Origin of the sequence: Shewanella marisflavi (assembly GCF_002215585.1) — a bacterium.
Classification (GTDB): Bacteria; Pseudomonadota; Gammaproteobacteria; order Enterobacterales; family Shewanellaceae; genus Shewanella; species Shewanella marisflavi.
Genome location: NZ_CP022272.1, coordinates 4,105,655 through 4,125,239 on the forward strand (window position 1 = coordinate 4,105,655; position 19,585 = coordinate 4,125,239).

The following is a 19,585-nucleotide window of genomic DNA, read 5'->3' on the forward strand; positions in this document are numbered from 1 at the left end:
CCGAGACCTAATAGTTAGCAATAGTAGTTAGAAGAAGGGCGCGCAGGGCGTGCCCTGATGATAGATGATCTGCCAGCATCCGGCCTCGCACTTCCACAACGAGGTACGCAGCGAATAACGCTTATTCACCTCGTTCACCGGCTTAAAACAGGCGCGATAGTTAAGCTGAGCCAGATCCGCACTCAATAACCGATACTGAATATCTGTCACCTTAAATACCGGCGGCTTCTCTTTGGGCAGGCGCGCCAACACCTCTGGCTTACCAAAACTCACGCCCGTCGCCCCCACCTCAAGAAAATCGACATGAATAAGCTGGTCGAGCGCCTTAGGATCGGTACGCACCTCTGGGCTAAGCAGCGCAATTTCCTGTTCGATAACGATCTGCTGCATCTTGACTACCCCAATTTCTGATAGCGTTTCAACAGTATCTTGACCCGTTTCACATAGGCCTGGGTCTCTGGATAGGGCGGAATGCCCTTGTACTGGCTCACAGTGGTGGGACCGGCATTGTAGGCGGCGCAGGCTAGATCGATATCGCCATCAAATCTTGCCAGCATCTTAGCCAGATAACGGGCGCCGCCATCGATATTCTGCTCGGGTCGGTAGGGACTCTTAACGCCCATCTCCTCGGCTGTGCCTGGCATCAACTGCATCAAGCCCATGGCGCCGCTGCGCGACAGGGCAAATACATTAAAGGCAGATTCGGCGTGGATCACGGCGCGGATCAACGCGGGGTCCAAACCGTGGGTCTTGGCGGCACGAGAGATCAACTCATCATATTCGGCGCTGAACAACGGTATCTTCTGCCAGTCGAGTTCTGAGTCAGGTTTGCAGGCGAAGCATTCATACAAGAGCACCCTGAACTCACTATGGCCCGGTGCATGATCGGCAAAGGCCACTACGCCGTTGGCCTGGGTATATTGATAGACTTTGATCTTGCTATCGTCGATGTCATCTAGGCGCGGCGCGTCGCTGTTACTTAAGATGCCATGTTTAGAGTAACTCGCCTTATAGCGCGGCTTTTCCGATTGCGCCGCCGCGTCCTGCGGCCAGCACAGCGCCAGGCCGAGCCAGAGGCACAGCAGCTGTAGGGCAAAATAGGCGTGACGCACTGCAACGGGCATTAAAATCCAATGTCTTGATCGAGTTTGAGTACTTCAATGATAGCAAACAGCTGCTTCATCTCTCGGTTTATTTGGCTGAACTCGTACTCGAAGGTGGCGCCGTCGAAGATAGAGCCTAACTCGAAACGATTGTCGCCACTCTGCAACATGATCAATAACTTGTCTTCGTAGAAGGCACACTGGATCTTTTTCGCAAATAGGTTGGCCAGAGACTGCAGACGCTCCATAAAGCCGAGAGTAAGCAGGTAGCGCGCCTCAATTTGATCGTTTGAAAATACATCAAACCGCTCTTCAAACCTAGGATCTTCGAGCTTAACCCGGCTCAGGCTCTTAAAGCTGCTGGAGAGAAAGTTCACCAAGCCGCCGCGATTTTTCACTACCACAGTATGACCCTTAAACGCCTTATGGCTGCTGAGTTGCACCATAACACCACGAAAAACAGTTTCTGTTTCGGTACTCTTCTCGCGTTTAACCTGTTTGGTGAGCCACAGCTCATTGATGGCGATCTCCACGCCCTTGTAGGTGCCCTGCACATAATCATCGAACTTGGCATTATCATAGCCAGGCAGTAACTTGGAACGCTTAAGCTGAGTTAGGCTCATGCTATGGCTGGTGCTGAAAATAAAGTCATGGCCGAAATAACGAAAGATCTTAGGAAACACCTCTCGCTTCACATCGGATTTATAATGCTTCACCGGCCGATAGCACCACCAGGCGAAGGGCAGAAATAAAACAATGTAGAAGACCCAAGGGATATCCAGGTAACCAGACACACTAAAGATAAAAATCAAGGCTGCCACGGCCAGGAGAATACCCAGATTGGTATAGAGACGACCGCGCAGCGCCTTAAGGCTAGCAACTCTATGATTTTCAAATTTACGAGTGAGCGGCTCAATATGCTCGTCGTAATAGGCCTTAAACCGCTCCTGCTCCTCGGGATCGGCCACCAAACGTTGTGGCTGACGCTCGGCCTTGATCGGCTCACCGAGGATAAAACTCAATATATTCATCTATTCAAGACTGGGATTTATTTTAGGTAATCGGCAGCGTCCACAGGGGCTCTTGCGGCCTCTTCGGCCTCATAGAAAGGCATCGCCTTGACCTTGGCCATAGAGGCGATAATCGATCCAGGGAAGATCTCCACCGCCGTATTCAGTTCTGATACCGCAGCATTATAGAAACGTCTCGCCGCCGAGATGTGCTCTTCGACTTCACTATAGGTGCACATCGCCTGCACCATAGTTTGATCAGACTTAAGCTCGGGGTAATTCTCGACGCTAACCATCAACTGGCCCATCTTGCTATTGAGCTGCTCGGCCAATCCCAAGTGCTCTTTAATCGCCGCCGCGTCATTAAGATCATAACCCGCTGTGACCTGCGTACGTAGCGCGGTGATCTCCGTCAGCAGCGACTTTTCATGATCCATAAATTTCTGTGCGATCTTAAGAATGTTGGGCACCAAATTAGCGCGCTTCTTCAACTGCACATCGATACCCGACAAGGCTTCACGCACCGCGTTACGCTTCTTGATCAGGCTGACATACCAGAGGTAGGTGATGATAACGACTAGGCCAAGGCCTAACAGCAAACCTTCCATCTTTGAGTTCCTTCCCTTTAGTTATTGTTATCTGTCTTTGATTAACGCACCAGCTTCACCGATTTTCGCGATAATTTCCAGCAATTTATCGGCTCTCCCTTCGCCATTTCGCTGCTGCTATATTCATCTTTTTTCAGCTAAATTGGGGAATCTGCAACTTTATCCGCCGCAAAAGCCTGCTTTTCGGCCTAATGAGTATCTTTTTCAATCATACAGAGCAAAAGTCACAATAAGTGTCACATCAAAACTAATTATCTATATCAAACAGACAGATAAAATAACGAAAAAAGTTACAGGCTAATGAAAAGCCCAGTAATACAAGGGAATAACACTAAGATAGATAACACATTGACAGGTATTCGAATAAAAATAGGCCAGAGCTAGGCGATTTATGAGCCAACTGGTTCAACCGGACGAGTCTTTACCATTTACTTGCACAGAGATTAAACAACAGGCAGCTGGGTATTCAAATCAGCCTTAAACCTGACCTAAAGCAGACTGCTCTGCTGTTCAGTCTTCATACAGCCAAGTTGGGCTAATATTTCAATCAACCAAGAGGCAACCCTATCTTCCCAAGCTGGGTTTTGGTTTCAATCATCATCCTTTTATTGGCCCACTTAACTTTAAGTTGGGCTTTTTTTTGCCTGCAAGCCACCCCTATACGCAACTAAGATTGAGTATTGGCGCCAAATTAAGCTTCAGTTAAAGCAATGCCTTCATCATAAACGGTTATCTTACCGCCCCGTGGCGGTCATAAATAAATGGGTACCAAGATGCCCAAGATGAAGGAAGAACCATGAGCTCCAATCAAGAAGAGAGTCTGGCGGCTAGTCATCCCCCGACTCCCTCAACAAGCAAAAATGGCCTGTTTGTCCGCTTTCTCAACGTGGTCGAACGCCTGGGAAATCTTTTACCTCACCCCATCACTCTCTTCGCCCTATTTTGTGCCGCCGTCATAGTGATCAGCGGTATTGCCGGCTATTTCGAGCTGACAGTCAATGACCCCCGCCCAGTGGGTGCACCAGGACGGGGCGAAGATGGTCTGATCCATGTGGTCAGCCTGATGAATGCCGAAGGCCTTAGGATGATAGTCTCCAACCTGGTGACTAACTTTACCGGCTTTACGCCTTTAGGCACTGTATTGGTGGCACTTCTGGGCGTGGGCATTGCCGACCGTTCTGGCCTGCTATCGGCCGCTATGCGCACCTTGGTTATGGGCGCCTCAAAGCGTCTGGTCACCCTGACCATAGTCTTTGCTGGTATCGTCTCTAATACCGCCGCCGAGCTAGGTTATGTAGTGCTGATCCCCATGGCCGCGCTGATCTTCCACTCCCTCGGGCGTCATCCTCTCGCGGGTCTGGCCGCGGCCTTTGCCGGTGTCTCCGGCGGCTATAGCGCCAACTTGCTTCTGGGTACAGTAGATCCTCTGCTGTCGGGCATCACAGAAGCGGCGGCGCAGATGATCGATCCCGAGTATCTGGTAGGCCCTGAGGTCAACTGGTACTTTATGTTTGTCTCAACCTTCGTCATCACCCTCCTCGGCGCCTTGGTCACAGAGAAGATTGTCGAGCCTAAGCTGGGCAAATATGACGCCAGTGAGGCCAGCATAGATCTCCAAAATCAGAAAATGGACAGCGTCACGCCGCTCGAAGTCAAGGGGCTCAAGATGGCCGGGCTCTCCATCTTAGTGCTTGGTGGTATTCTGGCGCTCTCCGTGGTGCCGGAAAACGCGCCGCTGCGTCATCCTGAAACAGGGCTGGTTGCCGGTTCCCCTTTCCTCAAGGGTATAGTGGCCTTCATCTTTATCTGTTTCGCCATTCCTGGCCTGGTGTATGGCAAGGTAGTGGGTACCATGAAGCGAGATAAAGACGTCATCGACGCCATGTCCCACAGCATGAGCACCATGGGCATGTATATCGTGCTGGTGTTCTTCGCCTCGCAGTTTGTCGCTTTCTTTAAATGGACAAACCTGGGCGCCGTACTGGCGGTTACTGGCGCAGATGCCCTCAACGCCATCGGCCTCACAGGTCCGCTGGTGTTCCTGCTGTTTATCATGATGTGTGGCTTTATCAATCTGATGCTGGGCAGCGCCTCGGCGCAGTGGGCGGTGACGGCACCAATTTTTGTACCCATGTTGATGTTGGTGGGTTATGCCCCCGAAACCATTCAGGCCGCCTATCGTATCGGTGACTCTGTCACTAACTTGATCACCCCTATGATGAGTTATTTTGGCCTGATCCTGGCCGTAGCCTCCCAATATAAGAAGAATCTCGGCATAGGCACACTGGTTGCCACCATGCTGCCTTACTCCATCGTCTTCTTTATCGGGTGGACCTGCTTCTTCTTTATCTGGGTATTCGCCCTCGGATTGCCAGTCGGCCCGGGTGCCGCCACTTACTACACTCCTTAAAACCCGATGCGGGGCCGGTGAAATCACTGGCCTCGCTAATTTAATAGCTCTTTAATCGCCCCGACCACAGAGTCGACCCGCTTGGGTTGTACCGACTGTCGACGACGGCAAAGATAGATGGGCTCACTCACCTGCACCTCCAAAGCATGAGCCGAGATCAAGCCTTGATGGGCAAAGGCCTCCACCGCATAGGCAGGCAAGACTGTGAATCCTAAGCCGCGACTTACCGGCTCCAAAATCAACCCTATCTGATTAGAAAAACCTTTGCTTGGTAACTGCTCGCCCTGCTCAAACTCAGGATAGTTGGCCCCCAGCAGTAACTTGGCATGGTGAGCACCATCAGGATGATTGATAAATCCCAGCGCCTGCAACGCCGTCCAGGTGAGTGGCATCTTACTCGCCGGAGTGACCAAGAGCAGCGGTTCCTTAGCAATCAGCTGTGCCTCTACCTCCTCAAGATTAGGCTGACGGGTCATTAAACCTATATCAGTCTCTAAGGCGGCTATTGCGGTTTCTACACCGGCATTGGAGGCGAAGCGATAATCCAGTGACAACTGCGGATGGGCTGATTGGAGATCCAGCAACTCGCCATAGAGCTTAAGGCCGACGCTACCAGGCGACATTAAGCGCACCAAACCGGCAAAGGGCGGATCTTGCTTGATCCCCTGCTCTAACTTGGCCAGCGACAGGAGTATCTCTTGTCCCTCTTGATACAACTGGCGACCGGCATGGGTAAGGGAGAACTGCTTACCTTCACGCAGCAGCAATTGGGCATCCAGCTGTTCCTCTAACTTACGCACATGCTGACTCACACCAGATTGCGTCATATAGAGTCGCTCGGCGGTGCGCGTAAAGTGCCCCAACTCCACCAGCGTACAGAAACTTCGTAGCCAAACAGGATTTACCATTACGTTTTGTACTTAAAATTATAAATTTTGATAATTTTACATAATTTAGTTCAATTTGTAAGCTATACCCAATTCAATTGACAGGAGCACAACATGAACAAGGCTTACCCAAGAACTTTTTCTCACATAGGTATTTCGGTGCCGGATCTCGAGGCTGCCGTTGAGTTTTACACTCAGGTATTAGGCTGGTACCTCATAATGGAACCCACTGAGATTGTTGAAGACGACAGTCCAATTGGCGAGATGTGTAACGACGTCTTTGGTGAGGGTTGGGGGTCGTTTCGTATCGCGCACCTGGCAACCGGCGACAAGATAGGCGTCGAGCTATTCCAGTTTGCGAATCAGCAAAACCCTGAGGATAACTTTGAGTATTGGAAAACTGGGGTGTTCCACTTCAGCGTACAAGATCCAGATCTAGAGGGCCTGGTCGAGAAGATTGTGGCCGCCGGTGGTAAGAAGCGCATGAAGGCGCCTCGCTACTACTACCCAGGCGAGAAGCCTTATCGCATGATCTATATGGAAGATCCTTTTGGCAATATCTTAGAGATTTACAGCCATAGCTATGAACTGACCTATAGCGAAGGCGCTTACTAATCGCTAATTCATCAGCTCATAAAAAAGGCCAACCTTTATCATAGGGTTGGCCTTTTCGCATCTAGATAGACTAATCAGATCAAAGCATTAGCCTTGAATACCTGAGTGTCTCAGCAGGGCATCGATCTGCGGCTCGCGGCCTCTAAAGCGCTTAAACAGCTCCATCGGCTCCAGGCTGCCGCCCATCTCGAGGATATTTTCCAGGAAACTGCGGCCGGTATCGGCGTTAAAGATCCCTTCTTCTTCAAAACGTGAGAAGGCATCGGCCGACAACACTTCGGCCCACTTGTAGCTGTAGTAACCTGCGGCGTAACCACCAGCAAAGATATGCGCGAAGCTGTGTTGGAAGCGATTAAAGTCAGCCGCTTTCACCACGGCAACCTGATCTCTCACCTCATCTAGCTTGGCCTGAATATTGGCACCCTCTGCCGGGTCATATTCCAGATGCAAACGGAAATCGAACAGTGAAAACTCCAGCTGACGCAGCATCATCATGCCTGACTGGAAATTCTTCGCCGCCAGCATCTTGTCCAGCATCGCCTTAGGCAATGGCTCATGGGTCTCGAAGTGTCCAGAGATCTCGGCTAATGCCTCCTCCTCGAAACACCAGTTCTCCATAAATTGGCTCGGTAATTCCACGGCATCCCAAGGCACACCATTGATGCCAGATACGCCCGCCACATCTATCTTGGTCAGCATATGGTGAATGCCGTGACCAAACTCGTGGAACAGGGTTGTTACCTCATCGTGGGTGAACAGCGCAGGTTTGCCATTGACCGGCGCGTTAAAGTTACAGGTGAGATAAGCCACCGGCTTCTGCAAATCGTGAGCGGTTTGACGACGCACGCGGCAATCGTCCATCCAGGCACCACCGCGTTTGCCTTCGCGGGCATAGAGATCCAGGTAGAAGCTGCCTCTGTGCTCGCCCTTTGCATCTTTAATATGGAAGAAGCGTACATCTTTGTGCCAGCTGTCGAAATGTTCCTGCTCTTCGATCGTCAGACCAAACAGACGCGACACTGTATAGAAAAGACCAGACAAGACACGATCTTCCGGGAAGTATGGACGTAACAGCTCCTGAGAGATCTCATATCTGTGATGCTTAAGTTTCTCGGCGTAGTAGCTGAGATCCCACGGAGCCAACTCGCTCACGCCAAACTCTTTCTCGACAAAGGCAGTCAGCTCAGCCAACTCATTTTGGCCCTGCTGCTTAGAGCGGGCTGCTAATTCGTTAAGGAAACCCAGCACCTGCTTGGGCGACTCAGCCATCTTGGTCGCCAGTGACTTGTGGGCAAAGCTGTCGAATCCCAGCAATTTGGCGAGCTGATGACGCAGGTCTAAGATCTCATCCATCAACGGACCATTGTCGAACTCACCGGCATTAGGTCCCTGATCAGATGCGCGGGTCACGAAGGCGCGGTAGCATTCTTCCCTTAGCTGACGATTATCGCTATAGGTCATCACGGGTAGGTAAGAGGGGAAGTCCAGAGTAAATAACCAGCCTTGCTGCTCTTTAGCCTCGGCCATCGCCTTGGCTGCGGCAATAGCAGACTCGGGTAAACCGGCCAGCTCCTGCTCATCGGTTACTAACTTAGTCCAGGCCTGAGTGGCATCTAACAGCTGATTAGAGAAGCTACTGGTTAGCTCAGATAAACGTTTAACCAATTTGCCATAAGTTTGTTTATCCTCATCGCTCAATCCGATGCCTGACAGCTCGAAATCACGCAGGCTGTGAGTGATGCTGGTTTGCTGCGCCTGGCTCAGCTTGGCAAATTCATCGGACTCCTTGAGCGCCTTATAAGCTTGATATAGACCCTGATGCTGCCCCACATAGGTACCATATTCAGACAAGAGTGGCAGGCAGGCATCGTGAGCGGCGCGCCACTCCTCTGTGCTAAGCACTGAGTTCATGTGTGATACGGGTGACCAAATTTGGCTCAGTTCGTCATCTACCTGCTCTAGCGGGGCGATCAGATTGTCCCAGGTGTAGGGGCCGCCGCTGGCAAGCACCTCATCGATCTTCTGGCGACAATTGGCAATCCCCTGCTCGACGGCTGGCTGAATATGCTCGGGTTTAATTTGCGAAAATAGCGGTAATTCACTGCCGCTTAGCAAAGGGTTACTCATCTGGTGTCCTCGTCAATCTTAGGGTATTGAGGTTACATATGGGCGACTGGGCGACTATTCAAGCATCTTGGGTAAACTAGATAGACTCCTGGGCATGAGCGCCCAAAGTGACAATTAGCAACAGCGCCTGACAGTTATGAGTTAAACCTAGCAGTGAACACCTAGCAGCGAGCTAGAGGAAAAACCTTGATCTAGAGCAAGACGATATATACTTGTCACTTACATCACAGATATTGCCAAGCCGATCGCAAATGCGAGCAATTATCATTTATGTTTAATAATTAGCCGATTATCATCCATTTCGATCCCAATAACATTCAGTGTTACACCCATGAACAAATTGCTCACTCACACCTGTATTCTCAGTCTCATGCTGGCAGGCACAGTCAACGCCGCCGAAGAGGCTAATACAGGTACAATCGATGACTCGCACATCAATAACATCATCAGCCATGGCGAAGGCCCTGAGACCTCGGTGATTCTCGATTTAGGCTGGGACTCGAAATATATCTCAGAGGGACGCAACAACTTAGATAAGGGCGGCATCTACTGGGCAACCGCCGCCGTCCAACTGGATGATCTCACCCTATTTACCACAGTCGGTCGTGGCGATAGCCAATATTATATCGAATGGAACATGGGGCTGGAGTATGGTTTCGAACTTAGTGACAACCTGAACGCCGCTATCGGTTATCAACGCATCGAGACCTACAGCGATGAGCGCAGTGGCGACAACGAATTTTTCGCGACTATTGAATACACGGCGCTGGAGTGGTTAACCCCATCGGTCAGCTACACCTACTCCACAGAGGCCGCGGGTTACTTTGTCGAGGTCAGCCTACACAGCGAATGGCCCATCTCTGAAAAGCTGACGCTGACCCCTTATGTCACCCAGGCATTCGACTTCCAATATGTGACCGAAGAGCACAACGGCCCCAACCATTTTCAGTTTGGTTTAGAGGCCCAATATCAGCTGGCCAACCGCTTGGTGCTTTCTGGCCATCTAAGCCGCACCCTGGCTCAGGAAGATATCAAACAGGAAAACCCAGATGCCACGGCTAGCCTTAACAACACCTATGCGGGCCTGCACCTCACCTTTAGCTTCTAAGTAATAGGTTCCCCGACAGAATCCGGTCATTGAAAGCTGGCTCTCCATGAGCTAGCTTTATTAACAGCAGGCAAGGAGTGCCTGCCCAGACTTGGAGGACACGGAATGTCTGCCCGCAGCCACTCACTAGGCTTTATCGCCCGACACCTATTCGCTGTTAACTTTATAGCCCTCTCACTTTGGCTAACTGGCGCTGCACAAGCCCAGGACAAAAACCAAGACAACAGTCTAGCTAAAGACACGCCAGTCAAACCTGAGGTGATCACCTTACCCGTCGACGGTGCGCTGGACAGTCACGGCAATCCTATCGCTATCCCAGACAAGCCCACCAGCGCCCTTAACTATCGCCCCAGCCCGGTTCAGACCAAGCCTCGCCGCGATAAGAAATCGACCAAAAAGCCCAAACAGAAACGCACTAAGAAACTAAGTCAAAAACAGCTAAGCCGCAAACAGCAGCTTGCCAGTCGCCAGCATGTGGCCGACGACCCCAGCTGCCGCTGGCTCGATAAGCGTATGTCTCATCTAGAGAAGGGCCTCAAGCGGCAAAAGAAACGCCAATATGGCTATCAAGATAAAGAGCTTAGCGCCCGTCAAAGCGAATGGATCTGCATGAAGTGTGGCGCCGAGGGGCCTAACCAAAGCGATCACCATAAGTGCCAATATCGGCGCTAACCTTGCTCGCAGTAAAAACCCGAGGGAAGCCGAGTAAAGATATCAGTGAAAGCCATCTTGTCTCACTCCGGTCTAATCTAGGCTCTACTGTCGGGTCTGCGGCTAAAGGGCGCAACACACCACTGGTTTGCTTGCCGCTTTACCCCTACAATGACCCCCATATGCAATCCTTCGAATTTGGAGAAAAAGATGGCTCAACATTTTGACTATATCTGTTTAGGCGCCGGCAGCGGCGGGATCGCCTCGGCCAACCGTGCGGCCATGCGCGGTGCCAAGGTACTGCTGATCGAAGCCAAGGCACTGGGCGGCACCTGCGTTAACGTCGGCTGCGTCCCTAAGAAAGTCATGTGGTATGGCGCCCAAGTCGCCGAAGCCATGCACCTGTACGCTAAAGACTATGGCTTCGACGTATCGGTGAATAAATTCGATTGGAGCAAGCTGGTCGAGAGTCGCGAAGCCTACATAGAGCGCATCCACGGCGCCTACGACAGAGGCCTGGACAGCAATGGTGTCACTCTGGTGCGTGGCTACGGCCAATTCGTCAACAACAACACCATTGAGGTCAATGGCGAACACTACAGCGCCGACCATATCCTGATCGCCACCGGCGGCACCCCAACCATTCCCAACATTCCGGGCGCCGAATATGGTATCGACTCTGACGGTTTCTTCGCCCTTAACGAGCAGCCTAAACGCGTTGCCGTAGTTGGCGCAGGCTATATCGCCGTCGAGCTGGCAGGCGTGCTTCATGCTCTGGGCAGCGAGACTCATCTGTTTGTGCGTAAGCATGCACCGCTGCGCAGCTTCGACCCTATGCTGAGCGAAGCCCTGATGGAATCTATGGCCACAGACGGCCCTAGCCTGCACACCCACAGCATTCCAGAGTCTGTCACCAAAAACGCCGACGGCTCGCTGACCCTTAAGCTGGAAAATGGTGAAAGCTATGAGATCGATACCCTGATATGGGCCATCGGCCGTCGTCCATCCACCGACAAGATCGGCCTGGAAAACACAGATGTTAAGCTTAACGACAAGGGGTATGTGGTGGTCGATGCCCAACAAAACACCACAGCACCAGGCATCTACTGTGTCGGTGATATCATCGAAGGCGGCATAGAGCTGACGCCGGTTGCCGTAAAAGCAGGTCGCCTGCTGTCGGAACGCCTGTTTAACGGTATGACCGATGCCAAGATGGATTACAGCCTAGTGCCCACCGTGGTATTCAGCCACCCGGCCATAGGCACCATGGGCCTGACCGAACCCGAGGCGATCGCCCAATATGGCGAGGAGAACGTCAAGGTCTACACCTCAGGCTTCACCTCTATGTACACGGCAGTCACTGCCCACCGCCAGGCCTGTAAGATGAAGCTGGTTTGCGCCGGTAACGAGGAGAAGGTCGTGGGCATTCACGGCATCGGCTACGGCATGGATGAGATACTGCAAGGCTTCGGCGTCGCCATCAAGATGGGCGCCACCAAGGCCGACTTCGACGCGGTGGTCGCCATCCACCCCACAGGCGCCGAAGAGTTCGTTACCATGCGTTAATTCGCTTGTTGCTTGATTGACAAAGCGGCTAGAGGCCAGACAACTGTCTGGCCTTTTTGTGACTCATGTTTCCAAAGGCCTAACTACTTCCACCCCTGAAGCCACTTATCTCGACTTTTCAATTCTGTCCAATCGATTAAATACTCATTCTTTGAAAGTATTGCTTCCAACTTGCACAAAATAACAGCCCCCTCTTCATCAAACTCCATTTCTGATACTAAGAAATGCTTTTCTCGATTCATCGGCTTTACCGCCGTCCATTTACTATTAGGTAACTTAGCAGGGTTAATTCGGTTCATCTCGACTCCGCAGCGCACTGACTATATTTGGAAAACTACTCAGTGTTACGCACAGAGCAAGACTCAAGTTCATTAACGCTTAACGTTAGCTGAGTTAACACTCCCACCACGCGTAGGCCTTTGCAATAAAATCCCTTGTGGTCACGACAAAAAAAATTAGCTTTTCTCCCGTAGGGTTTATCAATAAGGTCGCGCCCTAAACAGGCGATGGAAAACCTCAGACAATCGAATGATTACCAAGAAAAAACGAGCAAACGCATCACGCTGGCGGCTAATTATGGCTATAGTTAAGCCACTGAGTTATTCCGCAGGCACCGCTTTGCGATCGGGTGAATTGCTCCTGACGCAGCGTCTTTAGCCGTCGATATCGATTGTTCGCCCTGAGGCCAACAATCACTTAAATTTGAAAGCATTACTTTTTTATTATTAAAGTTTTACCACTAAGGAATGTAGACATGCGTATTGCAATCTTGTCTCGCAACGAAAATTTATACTCTACCAAGCGCCTGAAAGAGGCCGGGGAAGCGCGCGGCCATGAAGTAGACATCATAGACACTCTTCACTGCTACATGGATATCACCAGCAGCAACCCAACGGTGCGTTACATGGGTAAGGTATTGCCTAAGTATGATGCGGTGATCCCTCGTATCGGCTCATCAATCACCTTCTACGGCACGGCCGTGGTGCGTCAGTTCGAAATGATGGGCACCTTCTGTGTCAACGAATCTGTAGCCATCAGCCGTTCACGCGATAAGCTGAGATCCCTGCAGCTGCTATCGCGCAAGGGCATAGGCCTGCCGCGTACCGGATTTGCCAGCAAGCCGGATAAGATCCAAGATTTGATCAAGAATGTCGGCGGTGCACCGCTGGTGATCAAGCTGCTAGAAGGCACCCAGGGGATCGGCGTGGTGCTTGCCGAAACCAATAAGGCGGCCGAGAGCGTGATCGAAGCCTTCATGGGGCTTAAAGCCAACATTCTGGTGCAGGAGTTCATCAAAGAAGCCGGCGGCGCCGATATCCGCTGCTTCGTCGTAGGCGATAAAGTTGTAGCGGCCATGAAGCGTCAGGCGGCCGAAGGTGAATTTCGCTCTAACCTGCACCGCGGAGGGATAGCCCAGTTGGTACGCCTGTCCAAAGATGAGCGGGCAACCGCCCTCAACGCCGCCAAGGCGATGGGCCTCAACCTGTGTGGTGTGGACATTTTGCAATCTAACAACGGTCCTGTGGTGATGGAAGTGAACTCTTCACCCGGTCTGGAAGGGATAGAACAGGCGACCAGTAAAGATGTGGCCGGACTGATCTATGAATTTATTGAGAAAAAGGCGAAACCCAACGCCAATAGAACTCGCGGAAAAGGCTAAATGAATTCAGCGCTAACCATAGCCGGGGTCGACATTCTCCCCGGCACCCAGCAGCAACTCGAACTACCTGTGGCCAGTCTTTATACTGACACTCAGGTCTCGATTCCGGTCCATGTGATCCGGGCTAAGAAGGATGGCCCTAAGGTGTTTGTCAGCGCCGCGGTACATGGCGATGAACTCAATGGTATTGAGATCATCCGCCGCCTGATCCAGAGCAAGCTCAAGTTGCTGAAGGGAACATTGATCTTAGTCCCCATGGTCAATGTTTATGGGGTGCTTAATCAGAGCCGTTATATGCCAGACAGACGCGACCTTAACCGCTGTTTTCCCGGCTCCCCCAAGGGCTCACTGGCTGGCAGGGTGGCGCATACCTTCTTAAACAGCATAGTGCAGCACTGCGACTACGGCATCGACCTACATACCGGGGCGATCCACAGATCTAACCTGCCGCAGATCCGCGCTAACCTGGATGACGAACAGACACTGGCACTGGCCCAGGCCTTCGGCGTGCCAGTGCTGCTCAACGCCAATGTGCGCGACGGCTCACTGCGGGAATCCGCCGTCAACAAGGGCACACGAGTACTACTGTATGAAGCGGGCCAGGCGCTCAGATTCGACGAGCTGTCGATCCAGACGGGTGAGCGCGGTATTCTCAATGTGCTGTCGTCACTTGGGCTGATCCGCAAGCGCCGCCTGCGCAAGAAGATAGAGCCCTTTATCGCCAACCGCAGCGACTGGACCCGCGCCTCGGCCAGCGGCTTTGTGTGTGAGTTTGCCAAGCTAGGGGCCCATGTCGAAAAAGGTGAGGTACTGGCGGAGATCAACAGCCCCTTGGGCGAACTGATCCAGAGCGTGGTATCCAACCGGGCGGGTATTGTCATTGGTAAGCAGAATATCCCCCTGGTACTGGAAGGGGACGCCATGTTCCATGTGGCCTACTTTGGCAGCGCCGCCGACGAGGTGGCCGAACATATAGAGATAATGAACGATCAGATAATGCCGCTGACCACCCAGACCATCTAGGTCGCGGCCTGACGCTAAAGGAAGAATAACGGATGAATAAGATCATCATAGGCAACTTAGAGGCATGCGATCTGCCGGATCTCGGCATCAAGGATCTGCATGTGCGCATCGACACCGGCGCCAAGACCTCCGCTCTGCATGTGGACAATCTCAAGCGGATCAAGGTAGGTGGTCGCCCCTATGTCGCCTTCGACCTGCACCCGGATGTTTATGATCTCGAGCAGACAGTCCATTGTAAGGCTCCGGTACATGACTCACGCCGCATCAAGTCCTCCAATGGCGAAGTGGAGCAGCGCTGCGTGATCGAAACCACTCTCAAGCTGGGGGAGCATGAATGGCCTATAGAGCTAACCCTGAGTAATCGTCAGGACATGACCTATCTGATGCTACTGGGCAGAGAGGCGATGGGCGATCGGGTTCTGGTAGACCCGTCGGAGAGTTTTCTGATCAACGTCTAGCCATCTAAGTGCTTGCCTTAGGCAAGCACTTTTACTGCCGTAAGCTTTCAATGACGCCGATGTGCAACAGCCAGACTTTGATTAACCCAGTTTTTCAATGGTTTAGTTAAGGTCTTTGCCTTAAACTGTCCCTCAAGTTCACCCAAGGACATCAACTATGACAATGCCAGACCCCTCACCACAAGCAGATCAAGCGGCCAGAGACGATCTTCTCGCCCGAGTCATCGACATTGTCAGTCATCCCGAGGCCGAGGAACTGCCCTCACTTGGCTTTATCAGCGACTATTCCGATGCCGATCTGGCCGACCTGCTGGAGTCGGTCAGTGATCAATATCGTTCGCCCATCTGCCGTAAGATCCCGGTAGAAAGAGGCTGGCCAATACTGCACCTGCTGCACTATGAAACCGCACGCCACGTACTCGATCTACTCAGCCCAGAGCAGCTCCAAGGATTGGCGAGACGTATCTCTGAGATAGATATTCTCACCTTCGCCGAGATCCTACCTAGCGACATAGTCGAAGATTATCTGGATCAGCAAGAAGCCCTCACCACAGAGCAGATGCAGCAGGCACTGAGCTATCAGGATGAGGCGGTTGGTCGTTACCTTAACAACAACATCTTACGCTCACGCCCTACGGCAACCGTTGGCCGGGTGTTAGACCGGCTCAACCGACAGAAGCAGCGCGAATACGTGGCGGTTTACGCCGTGGATGCCGAGGGTCAGTTTCATGGTGGCTGCACCCTAGAGCAGCTCTATCGCGAGGATCCCGCCACTCCGCTGGCCGAATGCATTACCGAACTAGAAGCCATCGGCGACGAGCTGGATATCACTCAGGCGGCGCAGCAGTTTAATCCGGTGGCAGGCTTTGCCTGGGTGCCGGTTGAAAAAGGCGGCAAGATCATCGGTGCTATCGCGCTCTCCACCCTAATGCACCGCCTCAAGGAACGAAGCCTGGAGGTGTTGGTGTCTGAGACCCCCCAGGATGAGGAAGACCTCTTTACCCCTGTGGGGGTCGCGGCGCGTATGCGGGCCATCTGGCTGACGACCAACTTGCTGACGGCCTTTCTCGCCTCCTGGGTGATCGGCCTGTTTGGCGATGCCTTGCAACAGGTGGTGGCACTGGCCATTTTAATGCCTGTCGTCGCCAGTATGGGCGGTATCGCCGGCAGTCAGACCTTAGCGGTAGCGCTTAGAGGTATTGCGCTCAACCACTTGAAACGTAGCAACTTAACTCTGCTACTGGACAAAGAACTCAAGATTGCCGCCTTCAATGGTGTGCTGCTAGGCGCATTGATTGGCCTAGTGGTCAGTTGGTGGTTTAGCTCCTGGGCGCTGGGTGGCATCATCTTTGTGGCGATCGTCTTCAATAGTCTGGCGGCAGCGTCATCGGGCACAGTGATCCCTTTCGTGCTCAAGCAGATGCGTATCGATCCTGCGGTGGCAGGCTCGGTGATCCTGACCACAGTGACCGATGTGGTGGGCTTCTTCATCTTCCTTGGACTAGGTAGTCTACTGCTGCTTAACTAAGGGAGCGGCCCATCATGCCTTTGTGGGGCGGCTTTTTCCGCTGCCCCAGTAATTAAATAAAATTGAATCTATAGCTAAGTCATATTGAATTTTATAAACGCTTGACGGGCCTTATACTAGCCACCTCGTTAAACAAGATATGAGTCCGATGAAAGCATTCTTCGAAAAGTGGCCGTTCCATCCCAACCAGGCGATCTTCTTTCTCGCCGGCGCTCTCTGTCTGACGCCGGTGATCTCCTCGCCCATTGCGCTGGTGATAGGTTTCACCCTGGCAAGTCTAGGCTTAGTCCCACAGCAGCTGGATATCGGCGCACTCACCAAGAAGTTACTGGCCTACTCTATCGTAGGGCTGGGATTTGGCATTCAACTCGACGCCGCCATCAGCGCCAGCAGCCAAAATATGGGGCTCATCCTGGGCTCAATCCTGTTTACCTTGCTGCTGGGCACTGTGCTGGGCAAGCTACTCAAGATAGACGCCAAGTTGAGTCATATGATCGCCTCGGGCACCGCCATCTGTGGTGGCAGCGCCATCGCCGCCGTGGCGCCAGCTATCAAGGCCGACAGCCAACATACTGCCATTGCGCTGGCTACGGTGTTCGTGCTCAACTCCGTTGCCCTGTTTCTGTTTCCGGCGCTGGGCCATCTGTTGCAGCTCAGTCAATATCACTTTGGGGTATGGAGCGCCATCGCCATCCATGACACCTCCTCTGTGGTGGGTGCGGCGTCGGCCTATGGTGATGAGGCTCTGCGGACAGCCACCACGCTCAAGCTGGCTCGCGCGCTCTGGATAGTGCCAGTAGCCCTGATTAGTGCCATGGCCTTTGGCGGCAATCGCCGTAAGATCGCCGTGCCCTTCTTTATCCTCTTCTACTGTCTGGCGATATTGCTGGCGCACTATCTGCCACAGGGACAAGTGTTCTACGACGGACTATTTGCCTTGTCCAAGCGGGTGTTGGTGCTGTGTCTTTTTCTGATCGGCGCGGGGATCACCGTAGGTAAGATGCGTCAGGCGGGTATGCGGCCGATGGTGTTGGGATTACTGCTCTGGTTTGCTATCGGCGCTGGGTCTTTGCTCTATATCATCAACTTTGTTTGAGCCACCAGTACGCCACACCAGAGCCAAAATAGCGATAAAGGCGGCCAGCTCCACCAAGGCGCGAGTCAGCCCAGTGGTAAACCAAGACGCCAATAGGAAGGCGAAGCATAACAGCACAAGCCACTTTTTCATCTTTGCCTCCTCAATAATTAGGCTAAGTGATCGAGTGGCTATTATTTATTGGCGTCAGAGTCTCAGCAAATACCCGTTTTTACTAACAAATAGCTGAATCGGCTAAGCACCAAATTATCTACCTTATGACGGCATAAGAGACCTTGCTGTCCCAAACATTTGGTAAGCTCCTCACTCCTTCAGATCTCAGCCTGCCATCAATAGAAGGGGGTTGGGTCCACGTCCAAGCTGCTGGGCGAAATACCACGCTCGATAAAGAGATCCGATTTAAGCAGATCCACCATAGCCACCTCGGTATAACGCTTGTGTTTCACCGAATAGAAGGTCTTGAGTACCGGATGCAGTGCGTCCCTGTCTTTGGCCTCCCAGACAATCCCCACCCGTCCGTCAGAGAGCTGCACCAAGGAACCAACCGGGTAGACGCCAACACAGCGAATAAATTCATACACCAACTTTTCATCCAGATGGAAGGGGGTCAGGCTGAGCAAGATCTTAAACGCCGCAGCTGGGCTCATCGCCTCCTTGTAACAGCGGGTCGCCGTCAAGGCATCGAAAATGTCGACGATACAACTCATGCGACCATGGAGAGAGAGCTCCTCCCCCTTAAGACCTGCCGGATAACCCTTGCCGTCGAGTTTTTCATGATGCATCAGACAAACATCACGGCTGATCTGCGATAAGCCTGCCGTTTCGGCCAAGATCTCCTGGGCGTAGACTTGGTGCAACTTCATGTGCTCAAACTCTTCCGGCGTCAAACGTCCTGGTTTATGCAAAATACGGTTATTGACCCGTACCTTGCCGATATCATGCAAGATACCGCCGACCGCCAACTCTTTGAGTACGCTGCGCTTAAGTTTGAGGTAACGACCGAAGGTCACAAGCAAGAAGGCGACATTGATAGAGTGCTCTAACAGGTAGGCATCTTTGGAGCGCAGGGCGGAGATACACATAAAGGCATCGGCATCGAGCATCACAGACTCGAGCATCTTGTCTGCCATAGCCTCAAACGGTGCGACTTCGACCGCCTTGCCCTCAAAGGTCTCCGACAGCACCTTCTTGACCAGATCCTTTGCCTCACTCATCAGGCGCTTGGCCTTGTCCTGAGACTGAGTTCGGCTCAGTACCTTGGTTTTCGTCGGTGTCTGCTTGGGCTTGAGCCCGCACTCAGGAGACGAGCGTTCCACATCGACCCACACATACTCGATACCGTTTCGTACCAACTTGTCTATGGCTTGTCGATCCTTAATCTGTCCTGGATTGGTTATATTGACTCTTCCCTGATGATCGATAGCCGTAACATACATACCCAGGGCCAGGTTTGGCACGGGCACCTTCATTACATCTGCTTTATCATTTACGCTTTCGGTCATACAGCTCACTCACCCAAAATGTCACTTACATCTCGCGGTCGCCACTTTTTAGCCTAGTCTAAATCCCTGCCATTCGGGATAGCGAACCAGAAAAACACTGTGATAGGAGAGACTCATAGTATGCCTGGCGGCGCCAGAGAACCAGAGGTAGAAGGAAAAGCTTTGTACTCAGGAGAGGCCAAAAATGCCCTTATTGGGGATCGTAATTATGTATGTAACTGTAAGCAAAGCCT

At 52.2% G+C, this 19,585-nt stretch carries 19 protein-coding genes; 10 read left to right on the top strand and 9 right to left on the bottom strand.

What is annotated here, in order from left to right:
* Window positions 1–27: 27 nt before the first annotated feature.
* The 4 genes from CFF01_RS18100 to CFF01_RS18115 are packed head-to-tail and all read right to left on the bottom strand — an operon-like array spanning window position 28 to window position 2,721.
* Window positions 28–390, bottom strand: coding sequence for a nuclear transport factor 2 family protein (locus tag CFF01_RS18100; protein ID WP_088905711.1), 363 nt, complete (start codon window positions 388–390; stop codon window positions 28–30).
* 5 nt (window positions 391–395) lie between these two features.
* Complete coding sequence (locus CFF01_RS18105) at window positions 396–1,124, bottom strand: lytic transglycosylase domain-containing protein (RefSeq protein ID WP_088905712.1); 729 nt, start codon at window positions 1,122–1,124, stop codon at window positions 396–398.
* On the bottom strand, window positions 1,124–2,134 hold the full coding sequence (locus CFF01_RS18110) for a DUF3137 domain-containing protein (protein WP_088905713.1): 1,011 nt from the start codon (window positions 2,132–2,134) through the stop codon (window positions 1,124–1,126). Before CFF01_RS18110 ends, CFF01_RS18105 begins: the two co-directional genes overlap by 1 nt.
* A 17-nt stretch (window positions 2,135–2,151) precedes the next feature.
* Window positions 2,152–2,721, bottom strand: a complete 570-nt coding sequence (locus tag CFF01_RS18115) for a LemA family protein (protein WP_088905714.1) — start codon at window positions 2,719–2,721, stop codon at window positions 2,152–2,154.
* 796 nt (window positions 2,722–3,517) lie between these two features.
* On the opposite strand from CFF01_RS18115, the gene CFF01_RS18120 reads away from it, so the two are divergent.
* Window positions 3,518–5,131, top strand: a complete 1,614-nt coding sequence (locus CFF01_RS18120; RefSeq protein WP_088905715.1) for an AbgT family transporter — start codon at window positions 3,518–3,520, stop codon at window positions 5,129–5,131.
* Window positions 5,132–5,166: 35 nt separating this feature from the next.
* Here the strand turns inward: CFF01_RS18120 and CFF01_RS18125 are convergent, their stop codons facing one another.
* Window positions 5,167–6,039 carry a LysR family transcriptional regulator gene (locus tag CFF01_RS18125; RefSeq protein ID WP_088905716.1) on the bottom strand — a complete coding sequence of 291 codons (873 nt, stop codon included), beginning with the start codon at window positions 6,037–6,039 and terminating at the stop codon, window positions 5,167–5,169.
* Between the two features lie 93 nt (window positions 6,040–6,132).
* Between CFF01_RS18125 and CFF01_RS18130 the strand changes: the two genes are divergently transcribed.
* Window positions 6,133–6,633, top strand: a complete 501-nt coding sequence (locus CFF01_RS18130) for a lactoylglutathione lyase family protein (protein WP_033540314.1) — start codon at window positions 6,133–6,135, stop codon at window positions 6,631–6,633.
* Window positions 6,634–6,720: 87 nt separating this feature from the next.
* Here CFF01_RS18130 and prlC read toward each other — a convergent pair whose 3' ends face one another.
* Window positions 6,721–8,760, bottom strand: a complete 2,040-nt coding sequence (prlC, locus tag CFF01_RS18135; RefSeq protein ID WP_088905717.1) for an oligopeptidase A — start codon at window positions 8,758–8,760, stop codon at window positions 6,721–6,723.
* A 331-nt stretch (window positions 8,761–9,091) separates the two neighbouring features.
* Between prlC and CFF01_RS18140 the strand changes: the two genes are divergently transcribed.
* From CFF01_RS18140 to gorA, 3 genes are all read left to right on the top strand, one after another.
* The gene (locus CFF01_RS18140) at window positions 9,092–9,868 is read left to right on the top strand and encodes a hypothetical protein (protein WP_088905718.1); all 777 of its coding nucleotides are present in this window, start codon (window positions 9,092–9,094) and stop codon (window positions 9,866–9,868) included.
* A gap of 105 nt (window positions 9,869–9,973) precedes the next feature.
* Window positions 9,974–10,540, top strand: coding sequence for a hypothetical protein (locus CFF01_RS18145; protein WP_088905719.1), 567 nt, complete (start codon window positions 9,974–9,976; stop codon window positions 10,538–10,540).
* A gap of 189 nt (window positions 10,541–10,729) precedes the next feature.
* A complete protein-coding gene (gorA, locus tag CFF01_RS18150; RefSeq protein WP_088905720.1) occupies window positions 10,730–12,085 on the top strand; it encodes a glutathione-disulfide reductase in 1,356 nt (451 codons plus the stop codon).
* 83 nt (window positions 12,086–12,168) lie between these two features.
* Here the strand turns inward: gorA and CFF01_RS18155 are convergent, their stop codons facing one another.
* On the bottom strand, window positions 12,169–12,384 hold the full coding sequence (locus CFF01_RS18155) for a TIGR02450 family Trp-rich protein (RefSeq protein WP_088905721.1): 216 nt from the start codon (window positions 12,382–12,384) through the stop codon (window positions 12,169–12,171).
* A gap of 455 nt (window positions 12,385–12,839) precedes the next feature.
* Here CFF01_RS18155 and rimK point away from each other — a divergent pair, with 455 nt between their 5' ends.
* The 5 genes from rimK (at window position 12,840) to CFF01_RS18180 (ending at window position 17,850) form a co-directional block, all read left to right on the top strand.
* Window positions 12,840–13,745: a 30S ribosomal protein S6--L-glutamate ligase gene (rimK, locus tag CFF01_RS18160; protein ID WP_033540333.1), complete on the top strand. Its 906-nt coding sequence runs from the start codon at window positions 12,840–12,842 to the stop codon at window positions 13,743–13,745.
* Window positions 13,746–14,768 (top strand): succinylglutamate desuccinylase/aspartoacylase family protein, encoded by a 1,023-nt coding sequence (locus CFF01_RS18165; RefSeq protein ID WP_088905722.1) that lies wholly within the window; start codon window positions 13,746–13,748, stop codon window positions 14,766–14,768.
* Between the two features lie 32 nt (window positions 14,769–14,800).
* Window positions 14,801–15,226, top strand: a complete 426-nt coding sequence (locus CFF01_RS18170; RefSeq protein WP_088905723.1) for an ATP-dependent zinc protease family protein — start codon at window positions 14,801–14,803, stop codon at window positions 15,224–15,226.
* A gap of 157 nt (window positions 15,227–15,383) precedes the next feature.
* On the top strand, window positions 15,384–16,754 hold the full coding sequence (locus CFF01_RS18175; protein ID WP_088905724.1) for a magnesium transporter: 1,371 nt from the start codon (window positions 15,384–15,386) through the stop codon (window positions 16,752–16,754).
* Between the two features lie 148 nt (window positions 16,755–16,902).
* Window positions 16,903–17,850 carry a YeiH family protein gene (locus CFF01_RS18180; protein WP_033540337.1) on the top strand — a complete coding sequence of 316 codons (948 nt, stop codon included), beginning with the start codon at window positions 16,903–16,905 and terminating at the stop codon, window positions 17,848–17,850.
* Here the strand turns inward: CFF01_RS18180 and CFF01_RS19185 are convergent.
* Together CFF01_RS19185 and CFF01_RS18185 are read right to left on the bottom strand one after the other, a co-directional pair.
* A complete protein-coding gene (locus tag CFF01_RS19185) occupies window positions 17,791–17,982 on the bottom strand; it encodes a hypothetical protein (RefSeq protein ID WP_157705024.1) in 192 nt (63 codons plus the stop codon). The two genes, CFF01_RS18180 and CFF01_RS19185, sit on opposite strands and share 60 nt — an antisense overlap.
* A 197-nt stretch (window positions 17,983–18,179) precedes the next feature.
* Window positions 18,180–19,352 (bottom strand): HD-GYP domain-containing protein, encoded by a 1,173-nt coding sequence (locus CFF01_RS18185; protein WP_088905726.1) that lies wholly within the window; start codon window positions 19,350–19,352, stop codon window positions 18,180–18,182.
* Window positions 19,353–19,585: the final 233 nt, after the last annotated feature.